Origin of the sequence: Pseudomonas sp. MG-9, assembly GCF_018729515.1 — a bacterium.
GTDB classification, from domain to species: Bacteria; Pseudomonadota; Gammaproteobacteria; order Pseudomonadales; family Pseudomonadaceae; genus Aquipseudomonas; species Aquipseudomonas serboccidentalis.
The window spans coordinates 414,804-433,629 of sequence record NZ_JAHHZH010000003.1 but is presented as its reverse complement, the minus strand read 5'-3'; the positions used below and the strand labels follow the sequence as shown (position 1 = coordinate 433,629).

The 18,826-nt window shown below is 60.1% G+C and carries 14 protein-coding genes; 5 read left to right on the top strand and 9 right to left on the bottom strand.

Translation table 11 applies throughout. The features are described 5' to 3' along the window. Positions 1–28 precede the first annotated feature (28 nt). On the bottom strand, positions 29–1,396 hold the full coding sequence (locus tag KKQ10_RS10240) for an OmpA family protein (RefSeq protein WP_215501012.1): 1,368 nt from the start codon (positions 1,394–1,396) through the stop codon (positions 29–31). Positions 1,397–1,573: 177 nt separating this feature from the next. Between KKQ10_RS10240 and selD the strand changes: the two genes are divergently transcribed. Both selD and mnmH read left to right on the top strand, forming a co-directional pair. Beyond that, entirely contained in the window at positions 1,574–2,608 is a 1,035-nt protein-coding gene (gene selD, locus KKQ10_RS10235) for a selenide, water dikinase SelD (protein WP_215501011.1), read from the top strand. Next, complete coding sequence (gene mnmH / locus KKQ10_RS10230) at positions 2,608–3,711, top strand: tRNA 2-selenouridine(34) synthase MnmH (protein WP_215501010.1); 1,104 nt, start codon at positions 2,608–2,610, stop codon at positions 3,709–3,711. Before selD ends, mnmH begins: the two co-directional genes overlap by 1 nt. 109 nt (positions 3,712–3,820) lie before the next feature. Here mnmH and KKQ10_RS10225 read toward each other — a convergent pair whose 3' ends face one another. Beyond that, positions 3,821–4,495: a histidine phosphatase family protein gene (locus KKQ10_RS10225; protein WP_127652200.1), complete on the bottom strand. Its 675-nt coding sequence runs from the start codon at positions 4,493–4,495 to the stop codon at positions 3,821–3,823. Positions 4,496–4,790: 295 nt separating this feature from the next. Here KKQ10_RS10225 and KKQ10_RS10220 point away from each other — a divergent pair, with 295 nt between their 5' ends. Then, complete coding sequence (locus tag KKQ10_RS10220) at positions 4,791–5,489, top strand: glutathione binding-like protein (RefSeq protein WP_215501009.1); 699 nt, start codon at positions 4,791–4,793, stop codon at positions 5,487–5,489. A gap of 237 nt (positions 5,490–5,726) precedes the next feature. Continuing rightward, positions 5,727–6,701, top strand: coding sequence for a porphobilinogen synthase (hemB, locus tag KKQ10_RS10215; protein WP_215501008.1), 975 nt, complete (start codon positions 5,727–5,729; stop codon positions 6,699–6,701). A 109-nt stretch (positions 6,702–6,810) separates the two neighbouring features. On the opposite strand, the gene KKQ10_RS10210 is transcribed toward hemB, so the two are convergent. Then, entirely contained in the window at positions 6,811–8,346 is a 1,536-nt protein-coding gene (locus KKQ10_RS10210; protein ID WP_215501007.1) for an FAD-dependent oxidoreductase, read from the bottom strand. Between the two features lie 194 nt (positions 8,347–8,540). On the opposite strand from KKQ10_RS10210, the gene KKQ10_RS10205 reads away from it, so the two are divergent. Then, positions 8,541–9,632, top strand: a complete 1,092-nt coding sequence (locus KKQ10_RS10205) for a DUF1615 domain-containing protein (RefSeq protein ID WP_215501006.1) — start codon at positions 8,541–8,543, stop codon at positions 9,630–9,632. 70 nt (positions 9,633–9,702) lie between these two features. Here the strand turns inward: KKQ10_RS10205 and KKQ10_RS10200 are convergent, their stop codons facing one another. The 6 genes from KKQ10_RS10200 to KKQ10_RS10175 form a co-directional block, all read right to left on the bottom strand. Beyond that, positions 9,703–10,065: a hypothetical protein gene (locus KKQ10_RS10200; RefSeq protein WP_215501099.1), complete on the bottom strand. Its 363-nt coding sequence runs from the start codon at positions 10,063–10,065 to the stop codon at positions 9,703–9,705. A gap of 185 nt (positions 10,066–10,250) precedes the next feature. Further along, the gene (locus tag KKQ10_RS10195; RefSeq protein WP_215501005.1) at positions 10,251–11,855 is read right to left on the bottom strand and encodes an ABC transporter ATP-binding protein; all 1,605 of its coding nucleotides are present in this window, start codon (positions 11,853–11,855) and stop codon (positions 10,251–10,253) included. Between the two features lies 1 nt (position 11,856). Next, positions 11,857–12,879, bottom strand: a complete 1,023-nt coding sequence (locus KKQ10_RS10190; protein ID WP_127652194.1) for an ABC transporter permease — start codon at positions 12,877–12,879, stop codon at positions 11,857–11,859. Continuing rightward, positions 12,879–13,943, bottom strand: coding sequence for a microcin C ABC transporter permease YejB (locus tag KKQ10_RS10185; RefSeq protein WP_215501004.1), 1,065 nt, complete (start codon positions 13,941–13,943; stop codon positions 12,879–12,881). The genes KKQ10_RS10190 and KKQ10_RS10185 overlap by 1 nt, the downstream gene beginning before the upstream one ends. 1 nt (position 13,944) lies before the next feature. Beyond that, positions 13,945–15,810: an extracellular solute-binding protein gene (locus KKQ10_RS10180; protein WP_215501003.1), complete on the bottom strand. Its 1,866-nt coding sequence runs from the start codon at positions 15,808–15,810 to the stop codon at positions 13,945–13,947. A 147-nt stretch (positions 15,811–15,957) separates the two neighbouring features. Next, positions 15,958–18,669: a TonB-dependent receptor gene (locus KKQ10_RS10175; protein WP_215501002.1), complete on the bottom strand. Its 2,712-nt coding sequence runs from the start codon at positions 18,667–18,669 to the stop codon at positions 15,958–15,960. Positions 18,670–18,826: the final 157 nt, after the last annotated feature.

The window sequence follows — 18,826 nt, the reverse complement described above, 5'->3', positions numbered from 1 at the left end:
CGAAAGGGCGGTTTTTTTTGAAAGTCGATCAGTTATCGCTGGGTGCCATGGTAGCTGGGACTTTATCAGGACATTTTTTGAGTCCGATTTTGCAGAAAACAAAATCACATACACTCATGTCTTTTTGGGGCGCTGGATCAGTGGAAGTCTGCTTTTCTGTTGGTTTCATCTGCAGTTTAAGTTCGATCTCAACACGCCGGTCTACAGCCAAGCACTCTTTTAGTTCGGCAGGGTTGAGTTCCCTGGAGCAATTGGACTTGGAAAGTAGTGAGCCTTGTCCGGAGCTTTTTATTTCAGACTCCGGAATGTCAGTTAATAGTCCATATTCTTTGAGTTCGGTGTGGACGCTGTTGGCTCGTCGAATGGATAAGTCAAAATTGGAGTCGCTATTTTTTGATACGGGAACTCTATCTGTGTATCCAATGATTTTTGCCGATAGAATCTGTAAGTGGTCAGCATTCAACTTATTCTTTGTTTCGTCGCTGAAGACCTTCAGTTGAAGCTTCCCGTACTTGCTGATGTTGTCTTCGTAGGTGCCAAATAGCGTGTCGGAGTTGAGTGTGAGGCAGGTGTTGAAAGTAGTTTCTTTGTTAGTGGGTTTCAAGATCTTAAGTCCGCTACGATCGAGTTCGATTCGTGCCTTGGGCTTCCATCCATTGCCATCATGCGTAAGCAACTCTACAAGGCTTCGTTCGCCTAAACCGTGCCAGAGAACATTAAAATGGTGAACGATGTTAGTCTTTTTTCCATTTTCCGAGCAGCCATAAACGGAGATGTCGAATTCTTTTGCCACATCATTAATGATTTTCTGATTATCTTCGCTCACTGCCAGTGAGACATTTTTTTGAGTAATGCCAATAAGTCCGAATGAGCTATCTATTATGATTCCAATAACAGGCACCGCCACGGTGAGTGGCAAGAATAAGGCAGTGAAAAAGATCATTATCCGCATGCGTGCTCTTTCACGTCGTTGCTTAATAGTTGCTCTGGCGACATCAGGCTTCCAGTGAATGATTGTTAGATATAGCAAGGCTCCACTAAATAAAGGGGCCAATAGAGATGAAGCGTCTTTCATGATGCAGGCCAAAAAAACTAGGCACCCAGCGAAAACCAAAAACATCACGGCCGAAAATAAACGAGCTCTGATGTGAGGTTCCTGGAAGAAAGAGACGAAAAAGTAAGCTCCTAGGAATCCAAAAAGCAGCCAGTAAACATACAAAATGCCGAAGCCTAAGGCGATAAAGATAAAGACAAGGCTATCTGCAACGGTTAAACCGGTTGGGAAAAAATTAATTATAAAGGCACAGTAACCCCAGGTAATACAAACACCTAAAGCCACAATTAATTTTGCAGTGAGCGATCCATATTTTTCCACTGATGTGAGAAGTTCGGACATTTTCTTCCTTGAAATTCATATAAACGGGAGTAGGCGCAGGTCTGTGCGAAGACGCGGAAGTCTGGACGTTTACACGATGATGTCAATATGCCTTGTGCTAATCGAAAGGTTGAAGGATCACTGACCAACAGACCCGCTCTGCTAGAATTCGCCCCATTCCCTGCCAGAGACCCTCTCATGAGCGAGCCGATTCGTCTGACCCAATACAGCCACGGTGCCGGTTGTGGCTGCAAGATTTCCCCGCAGGTGCTGGAAGTGATTCTGGCCGGTAGCGGTGCGCAAAACCTCGATCCGAAACTGTGGGTCGGCAATGCTTCGCGTGATGACGCGGCGGTCTACGAGATCGATGCCGAGCGCGGTGTGGTGTCGACCACCGATTTCTTCATGCCGATTGTCGACGACCCGTTCGATTTCGGCCGGATTGCCGCGACCAACGCGATCAGCGACATCTACGCGATGGGCGGCGACCCGTTGATGGCGATTGCAATCCTCGGCTGGCCGGTGAATGTGTTGGCGCCGGAAGTCGCGCGGGAAGTGATTCGCGGCGGGCGGGCGGTGTGCGACGCCGCCGGCATTCCGCTGGCTGGTGGGCATTCGATCGATGCGCCGGAACCGATCTTCGGCCTGGCGGTGACCGGCCTTGTCGAAAAGCGCCACATGAAGCGCAACGACACCGCCACTGCCGGCTGCCTGTTGTACCTGACCAAACCGCTGGGCATCGGCATCCTCACCACCGCCGAGAAAAAGGGCAAATTGCGCCTCGCCGACGTCGGCGTAGCCCGCGACTGGATGTGCACCCTGAACAAGCCAGGCAGCCGTTTCGGCAAACTCGCCGGCGTCACCGCGATGACCGACGTCACCGGTTTCGGCCTGCTCGGGCATCTGGTGGAAATGGCCGACGGCAGCCAGCTGACCGCACGCATCGGCTACAACCATGTGCCGCGTCTGGACAGCGTCGAGTACTACCTCGAACAGGGTTGCGTGCCCGGCGGCACCTTGCGCAACTTCGACAGCTATTCGAGCAAGCTCGGCCGTCTGCAGGAGCTGCACAAGCGCGTGCTGTGCGACCCGCAGACCAGCGGCGGCCTGCTGATTGCCGTTACCCCGCAAGGCAATGACGAGTTCCTCGCCGTGGCCGCCGAACTGGGCCTGAACCTGGCGCCGATCGGTGAGCTGGTTGAGCGACAGAGCCACGCAGTCGAGGTGATTTGATGTCACGCGACTGCACCGATTACCACGATATTTTCCTCAACGACCGGCCGCTGATGGATGCCCGTGCGCCGGTCGAGTTTCACAAAGGCGCATTCCCCGGTGTGGTCAATCTGCCGCTGATGAACGACATCGAGCGGCAGAAGGTCGGCACCTGCTACAAGCAGCACGGTCAGCACGCCGCCATCGAACTGGGCCATCAACTGGTGTCCGGCGCGGTGAAGGCCGAGCGCATCCAGGCCTGGGCCGACTTCGCCCGGGCCCATCCTGAGGGTTATCTCTATTGTTTTCGTGGCGGCCTGCGCTCGCAGATCACGCAACAGTGGCTGCGTGACGAGGCCGGCATCGACTATCCGCGCGTCGGCGGCGGTTACAAGGCAATGCGCACCTTTCTGCTCGACACCCTTGAGCGAGCGATCAGCCAGTGTGATTTCGTCTTGTTGGGTGGCATGACCGGCACCGGCAAGACCGAGGTACTGGTGCAATTACGCAACGGTCTGGATCTGGAAGGTCACGCCAATCATCGTGGTTCCAGTTTCGGCAAACGCGCCACCGGCCAACCGTCGAACATTGATTTCGAAAACCGGCTGGCCATCGACATCCTCAAGAAGCGCGATGCCGGTATCGAGCAGTTTGTGCTGGAAGATGAGAGTCGGGTGGTGGGCAGTTGTGCGCTGCCACTGCCGCTGTATCAAGGCATGCAGCAGTACCCGATGGTCTGGCTGGAAGACCGTTTTGAGGACCGCGTGGAGCGGATCCTGCGCGACTACGTGGTGGACCTGTCGGCCGAGTTTTCGGCGGTGCATGGCGAGGACGGTTTTACCTTGTTCTCCGAGCGCTTGCTGGAAAGCCTGAACAACGTGCAGAAACGCCTCGGTGGCGAGCGGCATCGGCGGATGTTGCTGTTGATGGAAGATGCGCTGGCCGAGCAGGGGCGTAGCGGGGCGGTGGACTTGCACCGTGGCTGGATCGAAGGGTTGCTGCGCGAGTATTACGACCCGATGTACGTGTTCCAGCGCGAAAAGAAGGGCGGGCGGATCGAGTTTGCCGGGGAGCGCGGGGCGGTGCTGGAGTATCTTCGCGAGCGGGTGAATCAGAAAGCTTGATGCTGCCATTGCTGGCCCCTTCGCGAGCAGGCTCACTCCTACAGGGGAATGCGCTCCAATTGTAGGAGTGAGCCTGCTCGCGATGGCGGCCGCAAAAACACCACCAGTCTCAAGTCGGGCAAGTCACCTTGCCGTTATCCAGCCCCTGCTTGTAGCTGTGGCTCTGCAAACTGGCCTTGCCGTTGTGCCAGGTCAGGGTCAGCACATACAGCGAATCGAAATCGCCGGCCGCCCAGTCATCGGTGATGGTCTGCTTTTCGCCGACGGCCTTGCCCGCGACCTCGTTGATCAGCTCCGGCAGATAGCCGTGCGACCACGCGGTGTAGATGGTTGAGTTGTGGTACTTGTCTTCAGTCAGTTCACGCGCCAGGTCGCTGGTGTCGTTGGCGGAGAACTCGATGTTCACCGGCAGGCCGAGCTTGATCGCGGCGGGGCTGATGGTCATCAGCGGGCGGATGTAGCTGTAGGAGTTGTCCAGCTCACCTTCCTCGACGTTGCGCGTCGGGTTGGCGGCGAACACGTAATCGGCCTTGCCGAATTTTTCCGGCAGCAAGGTCGACAACTCGATCGCGCGGTTCAGGCCCTGGCAGTTGAGCTGGCCGAGCCCGCCCGCAGGTTTTTCCGCGTGGCGCAGGAAGACCAGGGTCTGGGTGCCGTCCACCGGTTGTGCGCGAATCTGGCTCGATTCCAGCGACAACGTCAGCGCACTCACCGCCAGCAGCGAGGGCAGGGCCACGTAGGCGCGATGTTTGAAGCGTTTGGCGAATCTCATGAGGTTCGTCATTGAATAAAGGTTCTTCAGCTAATTCGGTTAAGGCTGACAAACCCTTGCGCCTCGGGCTCCCAGCGCCGGGCGTTGTCCATGTCGTGTGTCGCGCTTCCTTTGCGAAGGGCATAGCTCAGAGTCCTCTGAGGCGGGTTTGGTTCATGCAAATTAGCCGAGGGATGTTACGGTTCGTGTAAGAGCTGCCGCAGGCTGCGATCTTTTGATTGGGTTTTTACAAGCCAGATCAAAAGATCGCAGCCTGCGGCAGCTCCTACATTATGATCAGTGCTTTCCTTGCGACTGGATGCTTCTCATGACCGATCTGTCCGCGTTCCCGATCACCCGGAAATGGCCCGCGCAATACCCAGACTGGATTCAGCTCTATTCCCTGCCGACCCCCAACGGCGTCAAGGTCTCGATCATGCTCGAAGAGATCGGCCTGCCGTACGAGCCGCACCGCGTAGGCTTCGACACACAAGACCAGTTGTCCCCCGAGTTCCTGTCGCTGAACCCCAACAACAAGATTCCGGCGATCCTTGACCCCCACGGCCCGGAGGACCAACCGTTGCCGCTGTTCGAGTCCGGCGCGATCCTGATCTACCTCGCCGACAAGAGCGGCCAGTTGCTGGCGCAGGAAGGCGCGCTGCGTTACGAGACTATTCAGTGGCTGATGTTCCAGATGGGCGGTATCGGCCCGATGTTCGGCCAGCTCGGTTTCTTCAACAAATTCGCCGGCAAGGACTACGAGGACAAGCGACCGCGTGATCGCTACGTCGAGGAGAGCAGGCGCCTGCTCAACGTGCTCGACAAACGCCTGGAAGGCCGCGACTGGATCATGGGCGAGCGCTACACCATCGCCGATATCGCCACGTTCCCGTGGGTGCGCAACCTGATCGGGTTCTATGAGGCCGGGGATCTGGTCGGGATCAACAATTTCCCGAACGTGACCCGGGTGCTGGAGCGCTTTCTGGCGCGGCCGGCGGTGGTGCGGGGTTTGACCATTCCTTCGTGACTTCTGTCCTCTGTAGGAGCTGCCGAAGGCTGCGATCTTTTGATCTTTCTTGTAAAAATCAACGTCAAAAGATCGCAGCCTTCGGCAGCTCCTACTCGGGAACGTGTGTTGGCTGACGGATTATTGCGCACCCGGTAATGCACTCTTGATTGATCCAGGTTTGTACCTGCGCCCACCGAAGGCATAAGCTTCGCCCCCTACGACTTTCGTCTCATCTGCCCGTTTTCAGGAAGAACCATGTCCAGCCAGTTCCCCGAAGCACGTCCCCGCCGTCTGCGCCGCAATGCGAGCCTGCGCAGTCTGTTCCAGGAAACCGAGTTCACCCTGAATGATCTGGTGCTGCCGATTTTCGTCGAAGAAGAAATCGACGACTTCGTGCCCATCAAGAGCATGCCAGGGGTGGTACGCATTCCCGAGCGCAAGCTGGCCAGCGAAATCGAGCGCTATGCCCGTGCCGGCATCAAGTCGGTGATGACCTTCGGTGTGTCCCATCACCTGGACGCCAACGGCAGCGACACCTGGCGCGAAGACGGCCTGGTCTCGCGCATGTCGCGCATTGCCAAGGACGCGGTGCCGGAAATGATCGTGATGTCCGACACCTGCTTCTGCGAATACACCGATCATGGCCACTGCGGCGTGATGCACCACCACGAAGTCGACAACGACCAGACCCTGATCAACCTCGGCAAACAGGCCGTTGCCGCAGCCCGTGCCGGTGCTGACGTGATCGCCCCGTCGGCGGCGATGGACGGTCAGGTGCAGGCGATTCGCCGGGCGCTGGACGAGGCCGGCTTCACCCAGACCGCGATCATGGCCTACTCGACCAAATTCGCCTCGGCGCTGTATGGCCCGTTCCGCGAAGCCGGCGGCAGCGCGCTCAAGGGCGACCGCAAAAGCTATCAGATGAACCCGATGAACCGCCGCGAAGCCCTGCGCGAATCGCTGCTCGACGAGCAGGAAGGCGCCGACGCGCTGATGGTCAAACCGGCCGGCGCGTACCTGGACATCATCCGCGACATCCGCCAGGCCTCGAACCTGCCGCTGTCGGCGTATCAGGTCAGTGGCGAGTACGCGATGATCAAGTTCGGCGCGCAGGCCGGTGCGATTGACGAGGACCGTGTGGTGCGTGAAAGCCTGGGCGCGATCAAGCGCGCGGGGGCGGATCTGATCTTCACTTACTTTGCGATGGATCTGGCACTGGCCGGGATCTAAGCAAATGCAGGAGTGAGCCTGCTCGCGATTGCGGTGTGCCAGTCGAATTGTCGTTGAATGACACACCGCAATCGCGAGCAGGCTCACTCCTACAGAGGATTGTGGTGGATCAGGGGCAGTTGAAGTAGGGCCGGATGCCGTGATCCCGGAAGTACCGCTCGATCACCTTCGGATCAGCGCTGCTATCAGCCATCGCCACATAGGTATCCGGGCGCAGCAGATAAAAGCCGTTACGCCCCAACCCCGCCGTTTCAAAGGCCGGGCGCCAGTCGAACACGTGCAGCGGCAGGTGGTGTTCAGTGCACCAGGCGATCATCTCGTCGCTGGTGTCGCCGTACACATGCACCTGCCAGCACGGCTGGCGCAGCGGCTCGTAATTATCGCCCTCACCGTCATGCGCCCACGGTAAACGGTCACCGCCATGCACGTGGCCGGCCGTGCCCTGGCTCAGCGGCATGCCGCGATAGTTGAGAGTGACCTGGGACACCGTGCGAAACAGGAACTCGCGGCTGGCCTCGAACATGGCCATTTTCGGGATCAGAAACGGTGCCAGGCGCATGCGCAGCAGATCGGCGATGCGCCCTTCGGCGGTGACAAAGGTGAATACTTTGTCGGTGGTCGACACCAGTCGGCGGGCGAAGGCGATGCGTTCGGTTTCGTAGCTGTCGAGCAGTTTCGCCGTGGCGCTGCCGTTGAGCACGGCGGCGAGTTTCCACGCCAGATTGATCGCATCGCCGATGCCGGTGTTCATGCCCTGGCCGCCGGCGGGGCTGTGCACGTGCGCCGCGTCGCCGAGCAGAAACGCCCGGCCGCTGCGAAAGTGCTCGGCCACGCGGTGATGCACACGGTAGGTGGAGAACCAGTTGACCTGGTCGATGTGTACTTTCAGGTGTTCGATGGCGCGGCTGCTGACGTCGGCAAACTGCAGGGTTTCGGCGCGGTCGGCACGTTCGTCGCGCACCGTGCCGATCAGGCGTGCGCGGCCTTCGCCGGCCAGCGGGAACACCGCGAGAAAATCCGCTTCGTCCAGATCCAGGTGCAGGTCACCGTTGAGTGCCGGGCCACTGGCCTGCACATCCGCGACGTAAAAAATCTGCTGATAGGTGCCGCCCGGGAAGTCTGTGTCGAGGGTTTTGCGCACCACCGAGCGCGCGCCGTCGCAGCCGGCGAGAAAGCACGCCTGACAGGTTTCCTGTTGCCCGTCCGGCAAGCGCAGATGCGCCGTGAGGCCGTCGCCGGTTTCCTCGAAATTCTCAAGCTCGGTGTTGCGTTCAACCACCACGCCATAGTCTTCGAGGCGTTCGAGCAGCAGCCGTTCGTGTTGGTCCTGAGAGAAGATTTCGATGAACGAGTAGGGCGTCAAACCTTCACCGATGCGTTGCAGCGGCAACTGCGCGACCGGTTTGCCTTTGACCCAGAAATTCGCCGCGCTAACCTTGTGACCGTTGCGCACCACGGTGTCGGCCAGGTCCAACTGCCGGTACAACTCCAGGGTCCGCGCCTGCACCGCCAGCGCCCGCGAGGTGGTGCCGGGGGCGGAGGTCTTGTCGAGGATGCGCACGCGCACGCCCAGTTTGCTCAGCCACAGGGCCAGCACCAGACCGGTCGGGCCGGCGCCGATGATCAGTACGTCGCTGCGGTTCATGGGCCTGTCCTCCGTTGCCTGTGCAGCAAGTATGGATCAGCAGGGCGCGGCGGCCAGTTTGTCAGCCAGACGGAAAAGGCCCCGCCACGGGAATGGTGAAACCCGAGGGAACATGACCAGACCCTTACAGTCCTAGCCTGCGCCATGTCATTGAACGTATGGTGAACCCGGCACAACGGACTGGATGACGCTTCATGCACAACTTTCGATTACCAATCACACTCGCCGCACTGCTGGTGCTCGCCGGTTGCGCGGGGCAGCACAGCCAGGAACCGGTGCGCCGTGCACCCGCTGAAGTGAAGGCCGAGATCGTGCGGCTGATGCCGGCCAAGACGGCTGCTCGGCAAGGCTGGGCCACTGATATCTACGCCGCGTTTGCCGCGCAGAACATCAGCCCGACCACGCAGAATCTGTGTTCGGTACTGGCCGTCGCCGAGCAGGAATCCACCTTTCAGGCCGACCCCACGGTGCCTGGCCTGGGCAAAATCGCCCGCGACGAAATCGATCGCCGCGCCGCCAAAGTGCATATTCCCAGCCTGTTGGTCAGCGGTGCTCTGCAAGTGCGCTCCACCAACGGCAAAACCTACAGTGAACGCTTGAACGCCGCGCGCAGTGAAAAAGAACTCAGTGGCATTTTCGACGACTTCATCGGCAGGGTGCCGATGGGGCGCACGCTTTTCGGCGGCTTCAACCCGGTACACACCGGCGGGCCGATGCAGGTCAGCATCGAATTTGCCGAGCAGCACGCCAAGGATTACCCGTACCCGGTAGACGGCACGATCCGCCGAGAAGTGTTCAGTCGCCGTGGAGGTATGTATTTCGGCATCGCGCATTTGCTCGGTTATCCGGTGAGTTATCGCGAGCCGCTTTATCGCTTTGCCGATTTCAATGCGGGGTGGTACGCCAGCCGCAATGCTGCGTTTCAGAATGCGGTGAGCCGTGCTTCCGGCATCCCGCTGGCGCTCGATGGTGACCTGATCCGCTACGATTCGATCATGCCCGGCGGCACGGAATTGGCGGTGCGCACCCTCGGCAAGTCGCTGGGCATGCGCAACCCGACCATTCGCGATCAACTGGAGAAGGGCAAAACCCTGGAGTTTGAAGAGACCAGACTCTATCAACGAGTGTTCGAACTGGCCGAGCAAGCGGAGGGGAAAAAGCTGCCGCGTGCTGTGTTGCCGGGGATCGTGCTGCAGAGTCCGAAGATCACCCGCAAACTCACCACGGCGTGGTTTGCCAAGCGTGTGGACGAGCGTTACAAGCGCTGCATGGCCAAGGCCGGATAAAACACACAGGCATAAAAAACCCGGCCTAGGGAGCCGGGTTTCTCTGGGGTGTTGCGCTTACCGCTAGTCATCAGGCAACGCGGCGTTCAATCAGACGATCCGAGCCACCTTCGGCCACGCGGCGTTCAATCAGGCGATCCGAGCCACCTTCAGCCACACGGCGTTCAATCAGACGATCCGAGCCACCTTCAGCAACGCGGCGTTCAATCAGACGATCCGAGCCACCTTCAGCAACGCGGCGTTCAATCAGGCGATCCGAGCCACCTTCGGCCACGCGGCGTTCAATCAGACGATCCGAGCCACCTTCAGCCACACGGCTTTCGATCAGTTTGTCCGAACCGCCTTCAGCGATCATGGTGTGGGCCGGGGTGACGGCGAAAGCGTTGATAGCGAAGACCGAGAAAGCAATGCCGAGAAGGGTTTGGCGTTTCATGATGGTGTGCTCCGGGGTGTTGTTGGTTGGTATGGAGCAGATGTTACGCCGCAGATTTTTTATGAGAACTTCATTGCCGTGATGGTGAACATCGATAGCAATGATGGTTGATGTAGGCGCTGCCGCAGGCTGCGATCTTTTGATCCTGAAAAACAACATCAAAAGATCGCAGCCTGCGGCAGCTCCTACACAAGTTCGGCGGTTTTGCGGGGCACGCTCAGGCCGGAGGCTTTCAGCAGTTCCTGGGTGTAAGGGTGTTTTGGTGCGGCAAAAATCTCTCGCGACGATCCCTGCTCAACCACTTTGCCGTCCTTGATCACCATCAAGTCATGAGCCAGCGCATGGACCACCGCCAGGTCATGGCTGATAAACAGATACGTCAGCCCATGCTTGATCTGCAATTGCCGCAACAGGTCCACCACTTGTTTCTGCACCGTGCGATCCAGCGCCGATGTCGGTTCATCGAGCAGAATCAGTGCCGGCTCCAATACCAATGCGCGGGCGATGGAGATGCGCTGGCGCTGGCCGCCGGAAAATTCGTGGGGATAGCGATGGCGACTCTTTGGGTCGAGGCCGACTTCTTCGAGTACGCGAATCACCGCCGCCTCGCGCTCGGCCTCGGTGCCGATGCCGTGGGTCAGCAAGCCTTCGGCAATAATCTGCTGTACCGACATCCGTGGGCTGAGGCTGCCGAACGGGTCCTGAAACACCACCTGAATCTGCCGTCGCAAGGGCCGCATCAAGCGCTGATTGAGCAGGCTCAGTTGCTTGTTGCCGAAGCGGATATTGCCCTCGGACTCCACCAGCCGCAGGATCGCCTGGCCCAGCGTCGACTTGCCCGATCCGGACTCGCCAACGATGCCCAGGGTCTTGCCCCGCTGCAGGGTGAAACTCACGCCGTCCACCGCTTTGATGTAGTCCTGCTGACGGCTGAACAGCGCCTTGGGCAACGGAAACCAGACCTTCAGATCATCCACCTCAAGCAAGTTGTGGTCGTACTGACTCGGTACTGGCGCACCGCTCGGTTCGGCCTCGATCAGCAGGCGGCTGTAAGGATGTTGCGGCGCACGAAATAGCGTTTCGCAGTCGGCCTGCTCGACGATTTCGCCGTGGCGCATCACGCACACGCGTTGCGCGATGCGCCGTACCAGATTGAGGTCATGACTGATCAGCAGCAGCGACATGCCGAGGCGTTGCTGCAACTCGATCAGCAGTTCGAGAATCTTCTGCTGCACCGTCACATCCAGCGCCGTGGTCGGCTCATCGGCGATCAGCAGTTCCGGCTCATTGGCCAGCGCCATCGCGATCATCACCCGTTGCCGCTGGCCGCCGGAGAGCTGGTGCGGATAGGCTTTCAAACGCTGCAGAGGTTGGCGAATACCCACCAGTGCGAGCAATTCCAGCGTCCGCTCACGTGCCGCGCGGCCCTTGAGGCCTTTGTGAATCTCCAGCACTTCGCTGATCTGTTTTTCCACGGTGTGCAGTGGATTCAGCGAGGTCATCGGCTCCTGGAAGATCATCGCGATCCGGTTACCGCGCAAACCGCGCATCTGCTGTTCGCTGGCCTGCAGCAAGTCCATGCTGTTGTAGTGGATCGAGCCGCTGCTGCTGACGGTTTTACCCGGCAACAAGCGCAGGATCGAATGCGCCGTCACCGACTTGCCCGAACCGGATTCACCGACCAGCGCCAGGCACTCGCCACGGCGGATATCCAGGTTCAGACCATGCACGACTGCTTGCCCGGCGAAGGCGACGCGCAGGTCGCGGATTTCAATCAGGTTGTCTTTCATGTCAGCTCCGGGGATCGAACGCGTCACGGCAGGCCTCACCGATAAACACCAGCAACGAAAGAATCAGCGCCAGCGCAAAAAACGCCGTCAGCCCCAGCCATGGTGCTTGCAGATTGCGTTTGGCCTGACCGATCAACTCGCCCAGCGAGGCGGTGCCGGCCGGCATGCCGAAGCCGAGAAAATCCAGCGCGGTGAGGGTGGCGATAGCGCCGGTCAGAATGAACGGCAGGTAGGTGAGGGTGGAGGTCATCGCGTTGGGCAGAATGTGCCGGCACATCAGTTCACTGTCGGTCAGGCCCAGTGCCCGCGCGGCTTTGACGTATTCGAGATTACGCCCGCGCAAAAACTCGGCGCGCACCACATCCACCAGTGCCAGCCAGGAAAACAGCGCCATGATCCCCAGCAACCACCAGAAACTCGGCGAGACGAACCCGGACAGAATGATCAGCAGATACAGCACCGGCAACCCCGACCAGATCTCCAGCACCCGTTGCCCGAGCAAGTCGACCCAACCGCCGTAATAACCCTGCAACGCCCCGGCAACGATGCCGATCAGCGCACTGATGCCGGTGAGCATCAGCGCAAACAGAATCGAAATCCGTGTGCCGAAAATCACCCGCGCCAACACGTCCCGTGCCTGATCGTCGGTGCCCAGCCAGTTGCTCGCGGAGGGCGGGCTCGGCGCGGGTTCCGCGAGGTCGTAGTTGACCGTGTCGTAACTGAACGGGATCGGTGGAAACAGCATCCAGCCGCCCTGATCCTCGATCAATTTGTGCACGTAAGCGCTGGCGTAATCCGGTTGAAACGGCAGCTCACCGCCGAAATCGGTTTCCAGGTAATCGCTGAGGATCGGAAAGTACAACGCGTCGTGGTAACGGATCACCAAGGGTTTGTCGTTGGCGATCAATTCGCCGCCGAGGCAGATCAGGCACAGGCCGATAAACAGCCACAACGACCAGCGTCCACGGCGGTTGGCCTTGAACTGCGCGACACGACGCTGACCCAGAGGGGAAAGTGTGAACATCAGGCAGTCCTCGCCGAGAAGTCGATACGCGGGTCGAGCAGGGTGTAGCAGAGGTCGCCGATCAGCTTGATCAACAGGCCGAACAGGGTGAACAGAAACAGCGCGCCGAACACCACCGGATAGTCGCGCGACACCGCCGCCTCGTAGCTCATGCGCCCGAGGCCATCGAGGTTGAAGATGGTTTCGATCAACAGCGAGCCGGCGAAAAACACCTCGATCAGCGCCGACGGCACACCGGCCACCACCAACAGCATGGCGTTGCGAAACACGTGGCCGTAGAGCACGCGGCGTTCGGTCAACCCCTTGGCCCGCGCGGTGATCACGTACTGACGGCTGATCTCGTTGAGGAAGCTGTTTTTGGTCAGGATGGTCAGCGTGGCGAACCCGCCGATCACAAGTGCCGTCACCGGCAACACCAGGTGCCAGAGGTAGTCGCCAATCTTGCCCAACGTGCCGAGGCTGTCGAAGTTATCCGACACCAGGCCCTGCACCGGAAACCAGTTGACGTAGCTGCCACCGGCGAACACCACGATCAGCAACATCGCAAACAGAAACGCCGGCATCGCATAACCAATGATGATCGCGGTACTGCTCCAGACGTCGAACGCGCTACCGTTTTTGATTGCCTTTCGAATGCCCAGCGGGATTGAAATCAGGTAGGTGATCAACGTTGCCCACAGGCCGAGCGACAACGACACCGGCAGCTTCTGCACGATCAGATCGGTGACCTTGGCGCCGCGAAAGAAACTGCTGCCCAGATCCAGCTGCACGTAGTTTTTCAGCATCAGCCACAGGCGTTCGTGCATCGGTTTGTCGAAGCCGTAATGGTGTTTGATCTCCTCGATCAGCGCCGGGTCGAGGCCACGGCTGCTACGGCCCGCACCGCCAACCGCAGCGACCTCGCCACCACCGCCCATGCTGTGCCCGCCAAAGCCCTGCAAACGCGCAATGGCTTGCTCCACCGGGCCACCCGGTGCGGCCTGCACGATGAGGAAATTGACCACCAGAATGCACAGCAACGTGGGGATGATCAGCAGCAGACGTCGGCTCAGATAACGCAGCATGTCACTGGCCCCCCGCAAGCTGGGTGTGCATCTGTTGCGCGGTCAACGGCTTGGCCGAGACCTCCCACCAGGTGTTGAGGCCTTCGTCGTACGCCGGTTGTACCGGCGGCATGCCAAAGCGGTTCTGATACACCGTCGGCGTGCCTTTGGAGTAGTAGTTGGGAATCATGTAGTAACCCCATTGCAGCACCCGGTCGAGGGCGCGCGCGTAATGCACCATGGCTTCGCGAGTGTCGGCCTTGACCAGCCCGTCGATCAGTTGATCGACCGCCGAGTTGGCCAGCACCATCGAGTTCGAACTGCCGACTTGCGTGGCACTTTGTGAGGCGTACAGGCTGTACAACTCGCGGCCGGGGGAGACGATCGGGTCGCCGCTGCGCGGGAAACTGGTGACGATCATGTCGTAGTCCCGGGCGTTGAGGCGGTTGATGTACTGCGCCGAATCGATGCGCCGCAAATTCAGGGTGATGCCGATTTGTGCGAGGGTGCGTTTGAACGGCAGCAGCATGCGGTCGAAACCGCCCTGACCGTCGAGAAAAGTGAATTCCAAAGGCTCGCCGGCGGCGTTGACCAGCCGATTGTGTTGTGGCGTCCAGCCCGCCTCGGCGAGCAGCCTCAAGGCTTGCAGTTGCTTGTCGCGGATGTAGCCGCTGCCATCGGTTTTCGGTGCCTGATAAACCGTGGTGAACACCTCGTCCGGGATCTGCCCGCGCAGGGGTTCGAGGATCTTCAACTCGTCGGCATCAGGTAGCGCGGTGGCGGCCATTTCACTCTTCGGCCAGAAGCTGTTCTGGCGCACGTAGAAGCCACGCATCATCTGCTTGTTGGTCCACTCGAAATCCCACAGCAGGCTGATCGCCTGACGCGCGCGGCGATCCTGAAAGATCGGGTTCTGCAGGTTGAACACGAAGCCCTGTGCCGCCGTCGGTTTTTCCGGAGCGAGGATCGACTGCTGTAAACGACCGTCGCGCAGGGCCGGGCTGTCGTAACCGACCACGTAACCGGACGAGGAAAACTCGCGGTTGTAGTCGAATGCACCCGCCTGCAACAGCTGACGGGCGACGTCGGTGTCGCCGTAGAAATTCACCGTGAGCGTGTCGAAGTTGTACATGCCGCGACTGACCGGCAGGTCCTTGCCCCACCAGTGCGGATCGCGCTCGAAACTGATGCTGCGCCCGGCGTCGACCTTGCTCACGCGGTACGGGCCGCTGCCCAGCGGCGGCTCGAAACCGCCGCCATTGGCGAAATCGCGAGTCTTCCACCAGTGTTCGGGCAGCACGCGCATCGTCGCCAGGTCCAGCGCCAGGGTGCGGTTGAGGTTGTTCTTGAAGGTGAAGCGCACCTGCCGTGGGCCTTCGATCAGCACGTCCTGCACGTCGGCGTATTGCTGGCGATAACTGAGGCTGCCCTTGGTCATCAGCAGGTTGAAGGTGTAGCGCACGTCTTCGGCGGTGATCGGCGTGCCGTCGGCGAAGCGTGCTTTTGGATTGAGGGTGAAACGCACCCACAGGCCTTGCGGGTCGCGCTCGATCTGCTGCGCGACCAATGCGTAAACGGTGTACGGCTCATCGAGCGAGCGAAACGCCAATGGCGAGTACACCCAGTCGTTGACTTGCACCACGGAAATGCCCTGATCGGCATACGGGCTGATGTAGTTGTACTGGCCGATCTCCATCGACGCGCGGCTGAGCGAACCGCCCTTGGGCGCGTGCGGATCGACGAAATCGAAATGCTCGAAGTTCGCCGGATACTTCGGCGCCTCGCCGTACACCGTCAGCGCGTAGCTGCCGCCGGCCAGCGCCGAGGTGCCGGTGCACAGCAGTGCGCTGCCGAGCAGCAGGGCGGCCATGTTGCGCATGAAAGTCATGAAGTCACTCCTCAGTCCCTGAAACAACACAGATCAAACTGTAGGAGTGAGCCTGCTCGCGATGAGGCCCAGTCAGACCCGGCAAGGTTGACTGAAAAAACGCTATCGCGAGCAGGCTCACTCCTACAGGAGTTGCGGTGCTCTCAGTCAGAAGTGATACGTCATGCGCGCAAACAAGGTGCGGCCCAGCGGGTCGGTGTAGCGCGGGTCATAGCCGCTCTGGAAGTTGTAGGCCTGGTTGGAGAATGGTGGGTTGCGGTCGAACATGTTCTTCATCCCCGCATCCACATCCAGCACCTTGTTGAAGGTGTAGCCGGCCGACAGGTCCCAGACCGAATACGACGCCACGCGCGCGTGGGTATCGCGGTCGTAGTCGTTGTAACCGGTGGTGAAGCGGTTGGTCAGCGACGCCCGTGCGGCGCCGAAAGTCCAGCTGCCGGTGAGGTTGTGTTTCCAGCGCGCGATCACGCCGTCACCTTCGAAGTCGCCGACCTTGTCGGTGAACGGGCCTTTGATGGTGCTCTGGAAGTCGTACTCGTCAACGTAGGTGCCTTGCAGCCCCAGGCCGAATTGACCGTATGGCGTGTTCGGGAAACGGTAGTCCAGCGACACATCGACACCGTTGGTTTCGACGATGCCGAGGTTGGCGTTGCCGGTGACGATGTAGTTGAGCGTGCCGTCGGCGTTGCGCACGAAGCGATCCGGGTAGGTGCCGGCCTGATCGAACACGGTGGATTCGGGGAACGGCTGGATCTGGTTGGAGATGTGAATCCACCAGAAATCCAGACCCACCGACAGGTTGCTGACCGGCTGATAGACGAAGCCCAGGGTCACGTTGCGCGCCTTCTCCGGGGCCAGGTCTTCATTGCCGCCGATCTGGTTGAGGAACTGCTGGCCGCAATCGCGCCCGCCGTTGCCGCCCGGTTGCACCACGCCGCCGGCACACAGCACCGGGTCGTTGTAGTAGCCCTGGGTGTACGTGATGCTGCGCGGCGAATACAGCTCGTACAGTGACGGCGCACGGAACCCTTCGCTGTACGCGCCGCGCACCACCAGCTCTTTGAGCGGTTGATAACGGAACGAGTATTTCGGGTTGGTGGTGCTGCCGAAGTCGCTGTATTTGTCGTGCCGCACGGCCGCGGACAGTTCGAGGCTGTCGAGCACCGGCACGTTGATTTCGGCGTACGCGGCTTTCACGCTGCGGTCGCCCTCGACGCTGCCGGCCGGGTCGATACCCAGGCTCTGGATATCGCCGGCAAACTGCTCGAAGTCCTGATGGAATTTCTCTTTGCGGTACTCGCCACCCAGCGCCAGACCGGCAGGGCCGGCACCGAACCAGTCACCGATTTCGCGACTGATCCGCCCGTCGAAACCGGCCACGCGGCCGACGGCGGTGGAGTAGGCGCCGTGGTACGCAGCCGCGTCGATGTACTGCTGGCCGGCAGCCGATTGCGGGCCGAACGGGTTGAGCAAACCGCTGGCCAGGCCGTCGATCATCGCCTGATCGCTGACATAACCGCTGGTGACGCTGGAGACGATTTTGTTCTGGTTGTACGAGGCGCCGACGTTGTAATCCCAGCCGCCGACCAGACCGTCGAAGCTCAGCAAAAAGCGCTGGCTGGTGTTCTGGTCTTTCGATTCACGCGGGCCTGCAGCGGTTTCGCGCCAGTTCACGTCGACCGGTTGGCTCGGGTCGAGGGCGAAGCCGGTCGGGCCGGGCGTGATGCCGTTGCCGGGGTAGTAGGGCGACGAGGAATCCAGGCTCAGGCCGGTGAGCGGGGCCGGGCCGATCGCCGTGGCGTTGTTGTTGCGAGACCAGAAGTATTCGAGGTTGACGTTGTGGTCATCCGCCAGCTTGCCGGTGGTCTTGCCGAAGAACGAGGTCTTCTCGGTCTGCGGCACCAGGTCGATGAATTCACGGGTGCTGAAGCGGCACAAGCCGTCGCGCGCCACCAGGTTGGGGCCGTTGCAATTGCTGTTGGCCAACGGGTTGGTGGCGTTGCCGTTCTGGCTGTAGTTGCCGGGGAACGCCGTGCCGGAGGTCTGATCCAGACCTCGGCCGGGCACATAGTCGCGGGCAAAGGAGCGATCATTGGCATCGAGGTTCTGCTGCTTGTTGTAATTGAACACGCCGAGGACGTTGAAGCGGTCTTGTTCCAGGTCGCCGTAGCCCCAACTGGCGCTCATGTCTTTGGTGGCGCCACCGCCGCTGTGGGTCGGGGTTTCGCCGCCGAGGGTCAACTGGCCGTCGGTCATGGATTTCTTGGTGATGAAGTTGATCACGCCGCCGATGGCGTCAGTGCCGTACAACGCCGAGGCACCGTCGCGCAGAACTTCCACGCGTTCGATGGCGGCGAACGGGATCATGTTCAGATCCACCGCGCCACCGGCCGAGTTGGTGCCGGACAAGGCGTTGTTGGCCAGCCGTCGACCGTTGAGCAGCACCAGGGTCTTGTTCGCGCCGATGCCGCGCATGTCGGCGAACGAAGCGCCGCCGGTGGCGGCGCCAACCGAACCGGCGCTGTTGTTGATCGACTGGCTGCCGGTGATCCGCTGCACCAGTTCGGCGGTGGTGGTCACGCCCTGTTTGCGCAGCTCATCGGCCTTGAGAATGGTGATCGGCACCGCCGTTTCGGCATCGACCCGGCGAATCGCCGAACCGGTCACTTCCACCCGTTGCAGTTGCGTGGTCGGCGCCACCACCGCCGCTGCAGCCGGCACGGTGGAATTGTCTTCCTCGGCGGCTTGCACAGTCCCGGCGCCCATCCCCATGGCCACCAGGTACAACGGAACAAAACGGTGACGAGAGATCGTGGCCACCAAGGGTTTGAGCGTAAAGCGTGGAGTGTTCATCAGCATGGTTGTTTCCGACTTTGTTAGACGTTATCGAAATGGCCTTGTGAGCCCTGATTGCGCAGGTCACGGGGGTGCCGCGCCGCGAAAAACCACTTTCTTCAAGCAAGCCGATCCCCTCCGAAGACGCGCAGCGTTTTTCGGTCGGCTGATTGCGACGGGA

What these genes read in the sequence shown, in the direction of transcription:
- KKQ10_RS10240 (WP_215501012.1), bottom strand. Translation starts at nt 1,396, where the DNA reads ATGTCCGAACTTCTCACATCAGTGGAAAAATATGGATCGCTCACTGCA.
- selD (WP_215501011.1), top strand. Translation starts at nt 1,574, where the DNA reads ATGAGCGAGCCGATTCGTCTGACCCAATACAGCCACGGTGCCGGTTGT.
- mnmH (WP_215501010.1), top strand. Translation starts at nt 2,608, where the DNA reads ATGTCACGCGACTGCACCGATTACCACGATATTTTCCTCAACGACCGG.
- KKQ10_RS10225 (WP_127652200.1), bottom strand. Translation starts at nt 4,495, where the DNA reads ATGACGAACCTCATGAGATTCGCCAAACGCTTCAAACATCGCGCCTAC.
- KKQ10_RS10220 (WP_215501009.1), top strand. Translation starts at nt 4,791, where the DNA reads ATGACCGATCTGTCCGCGTTCCCGATCACCCGGAAATGGCCCGCGCAA.
- hemB (WP_215501008.1), top strand. Translation starts at nt 5,727, where the DNA reads ATGTCCAGCCAGTTCCCCGAAGCACGTCCCCGCCGTCTGCGCCGCAAT.
- KKQ10_RS10210 (WP_215501007.1), bottom strand. Translation starts at nt 8,346, where the DNA reads ATGAACCGCAGCGACGTACTGATCATCGGCGCCGGCCCGACCGGTCTG.
- KKQ10_RS10205 (WP_215501006.1), top strand. Translation starts at nt 8,541, where the DNA reads ATGCACAACTTTCGATTACCAATCACACTCGCCGCACTGCTGGTGCTC.
- KKQ10_RS10200 (WP_215501099.1), bottom strand. Translation starts at nt 10,065, where the DNA reads ATGAAACGCCAAACCCTTCTCGGCATTGCTTTCTCGGTCTTCGCTATC.
- KKQ10_RS10195 (WP_215501005.1), bottom strand. Translation starts at nt 11,855, where the DNA reads ATGAAAGACAACCTGATTGAAATCCGCGACCTGCGCGTCGCCTTCGCC.
- KKQ10_RS10190 (WP_127652194.1), bottom strand. Translation starts at nt 12,879, where the DNA reads ATGTTCACACTTTCCCCTCTGGGTCAGCGTCGTGTCGCGCAGTTCAAG.
- KKQ10_RS10185 (WP_215501004.1), bottom strand. Translation starts at nt 13,943, where the DNA reads ATGCTGCGTTATCTGAGCCGACGTCTGCTGCTGATCATCCCCACGTTG.
- KKQ10_RS10180 (WP_215501003.1), bottom strand. Translation starts at nt 15,810, where the DNA reads ATGACTTTCATGCGCAACATGGCCGCCCTGCTGCTCGGCAGCGCACTG.
- KKQ10_RS10175 (WP_215501002.1), bottom strand. Translation starts at nt 18,669, where the DNA reads ATGCTGATGAACACTCCACGCTTTACGCTCAAACCCTTGGTGGCCACG.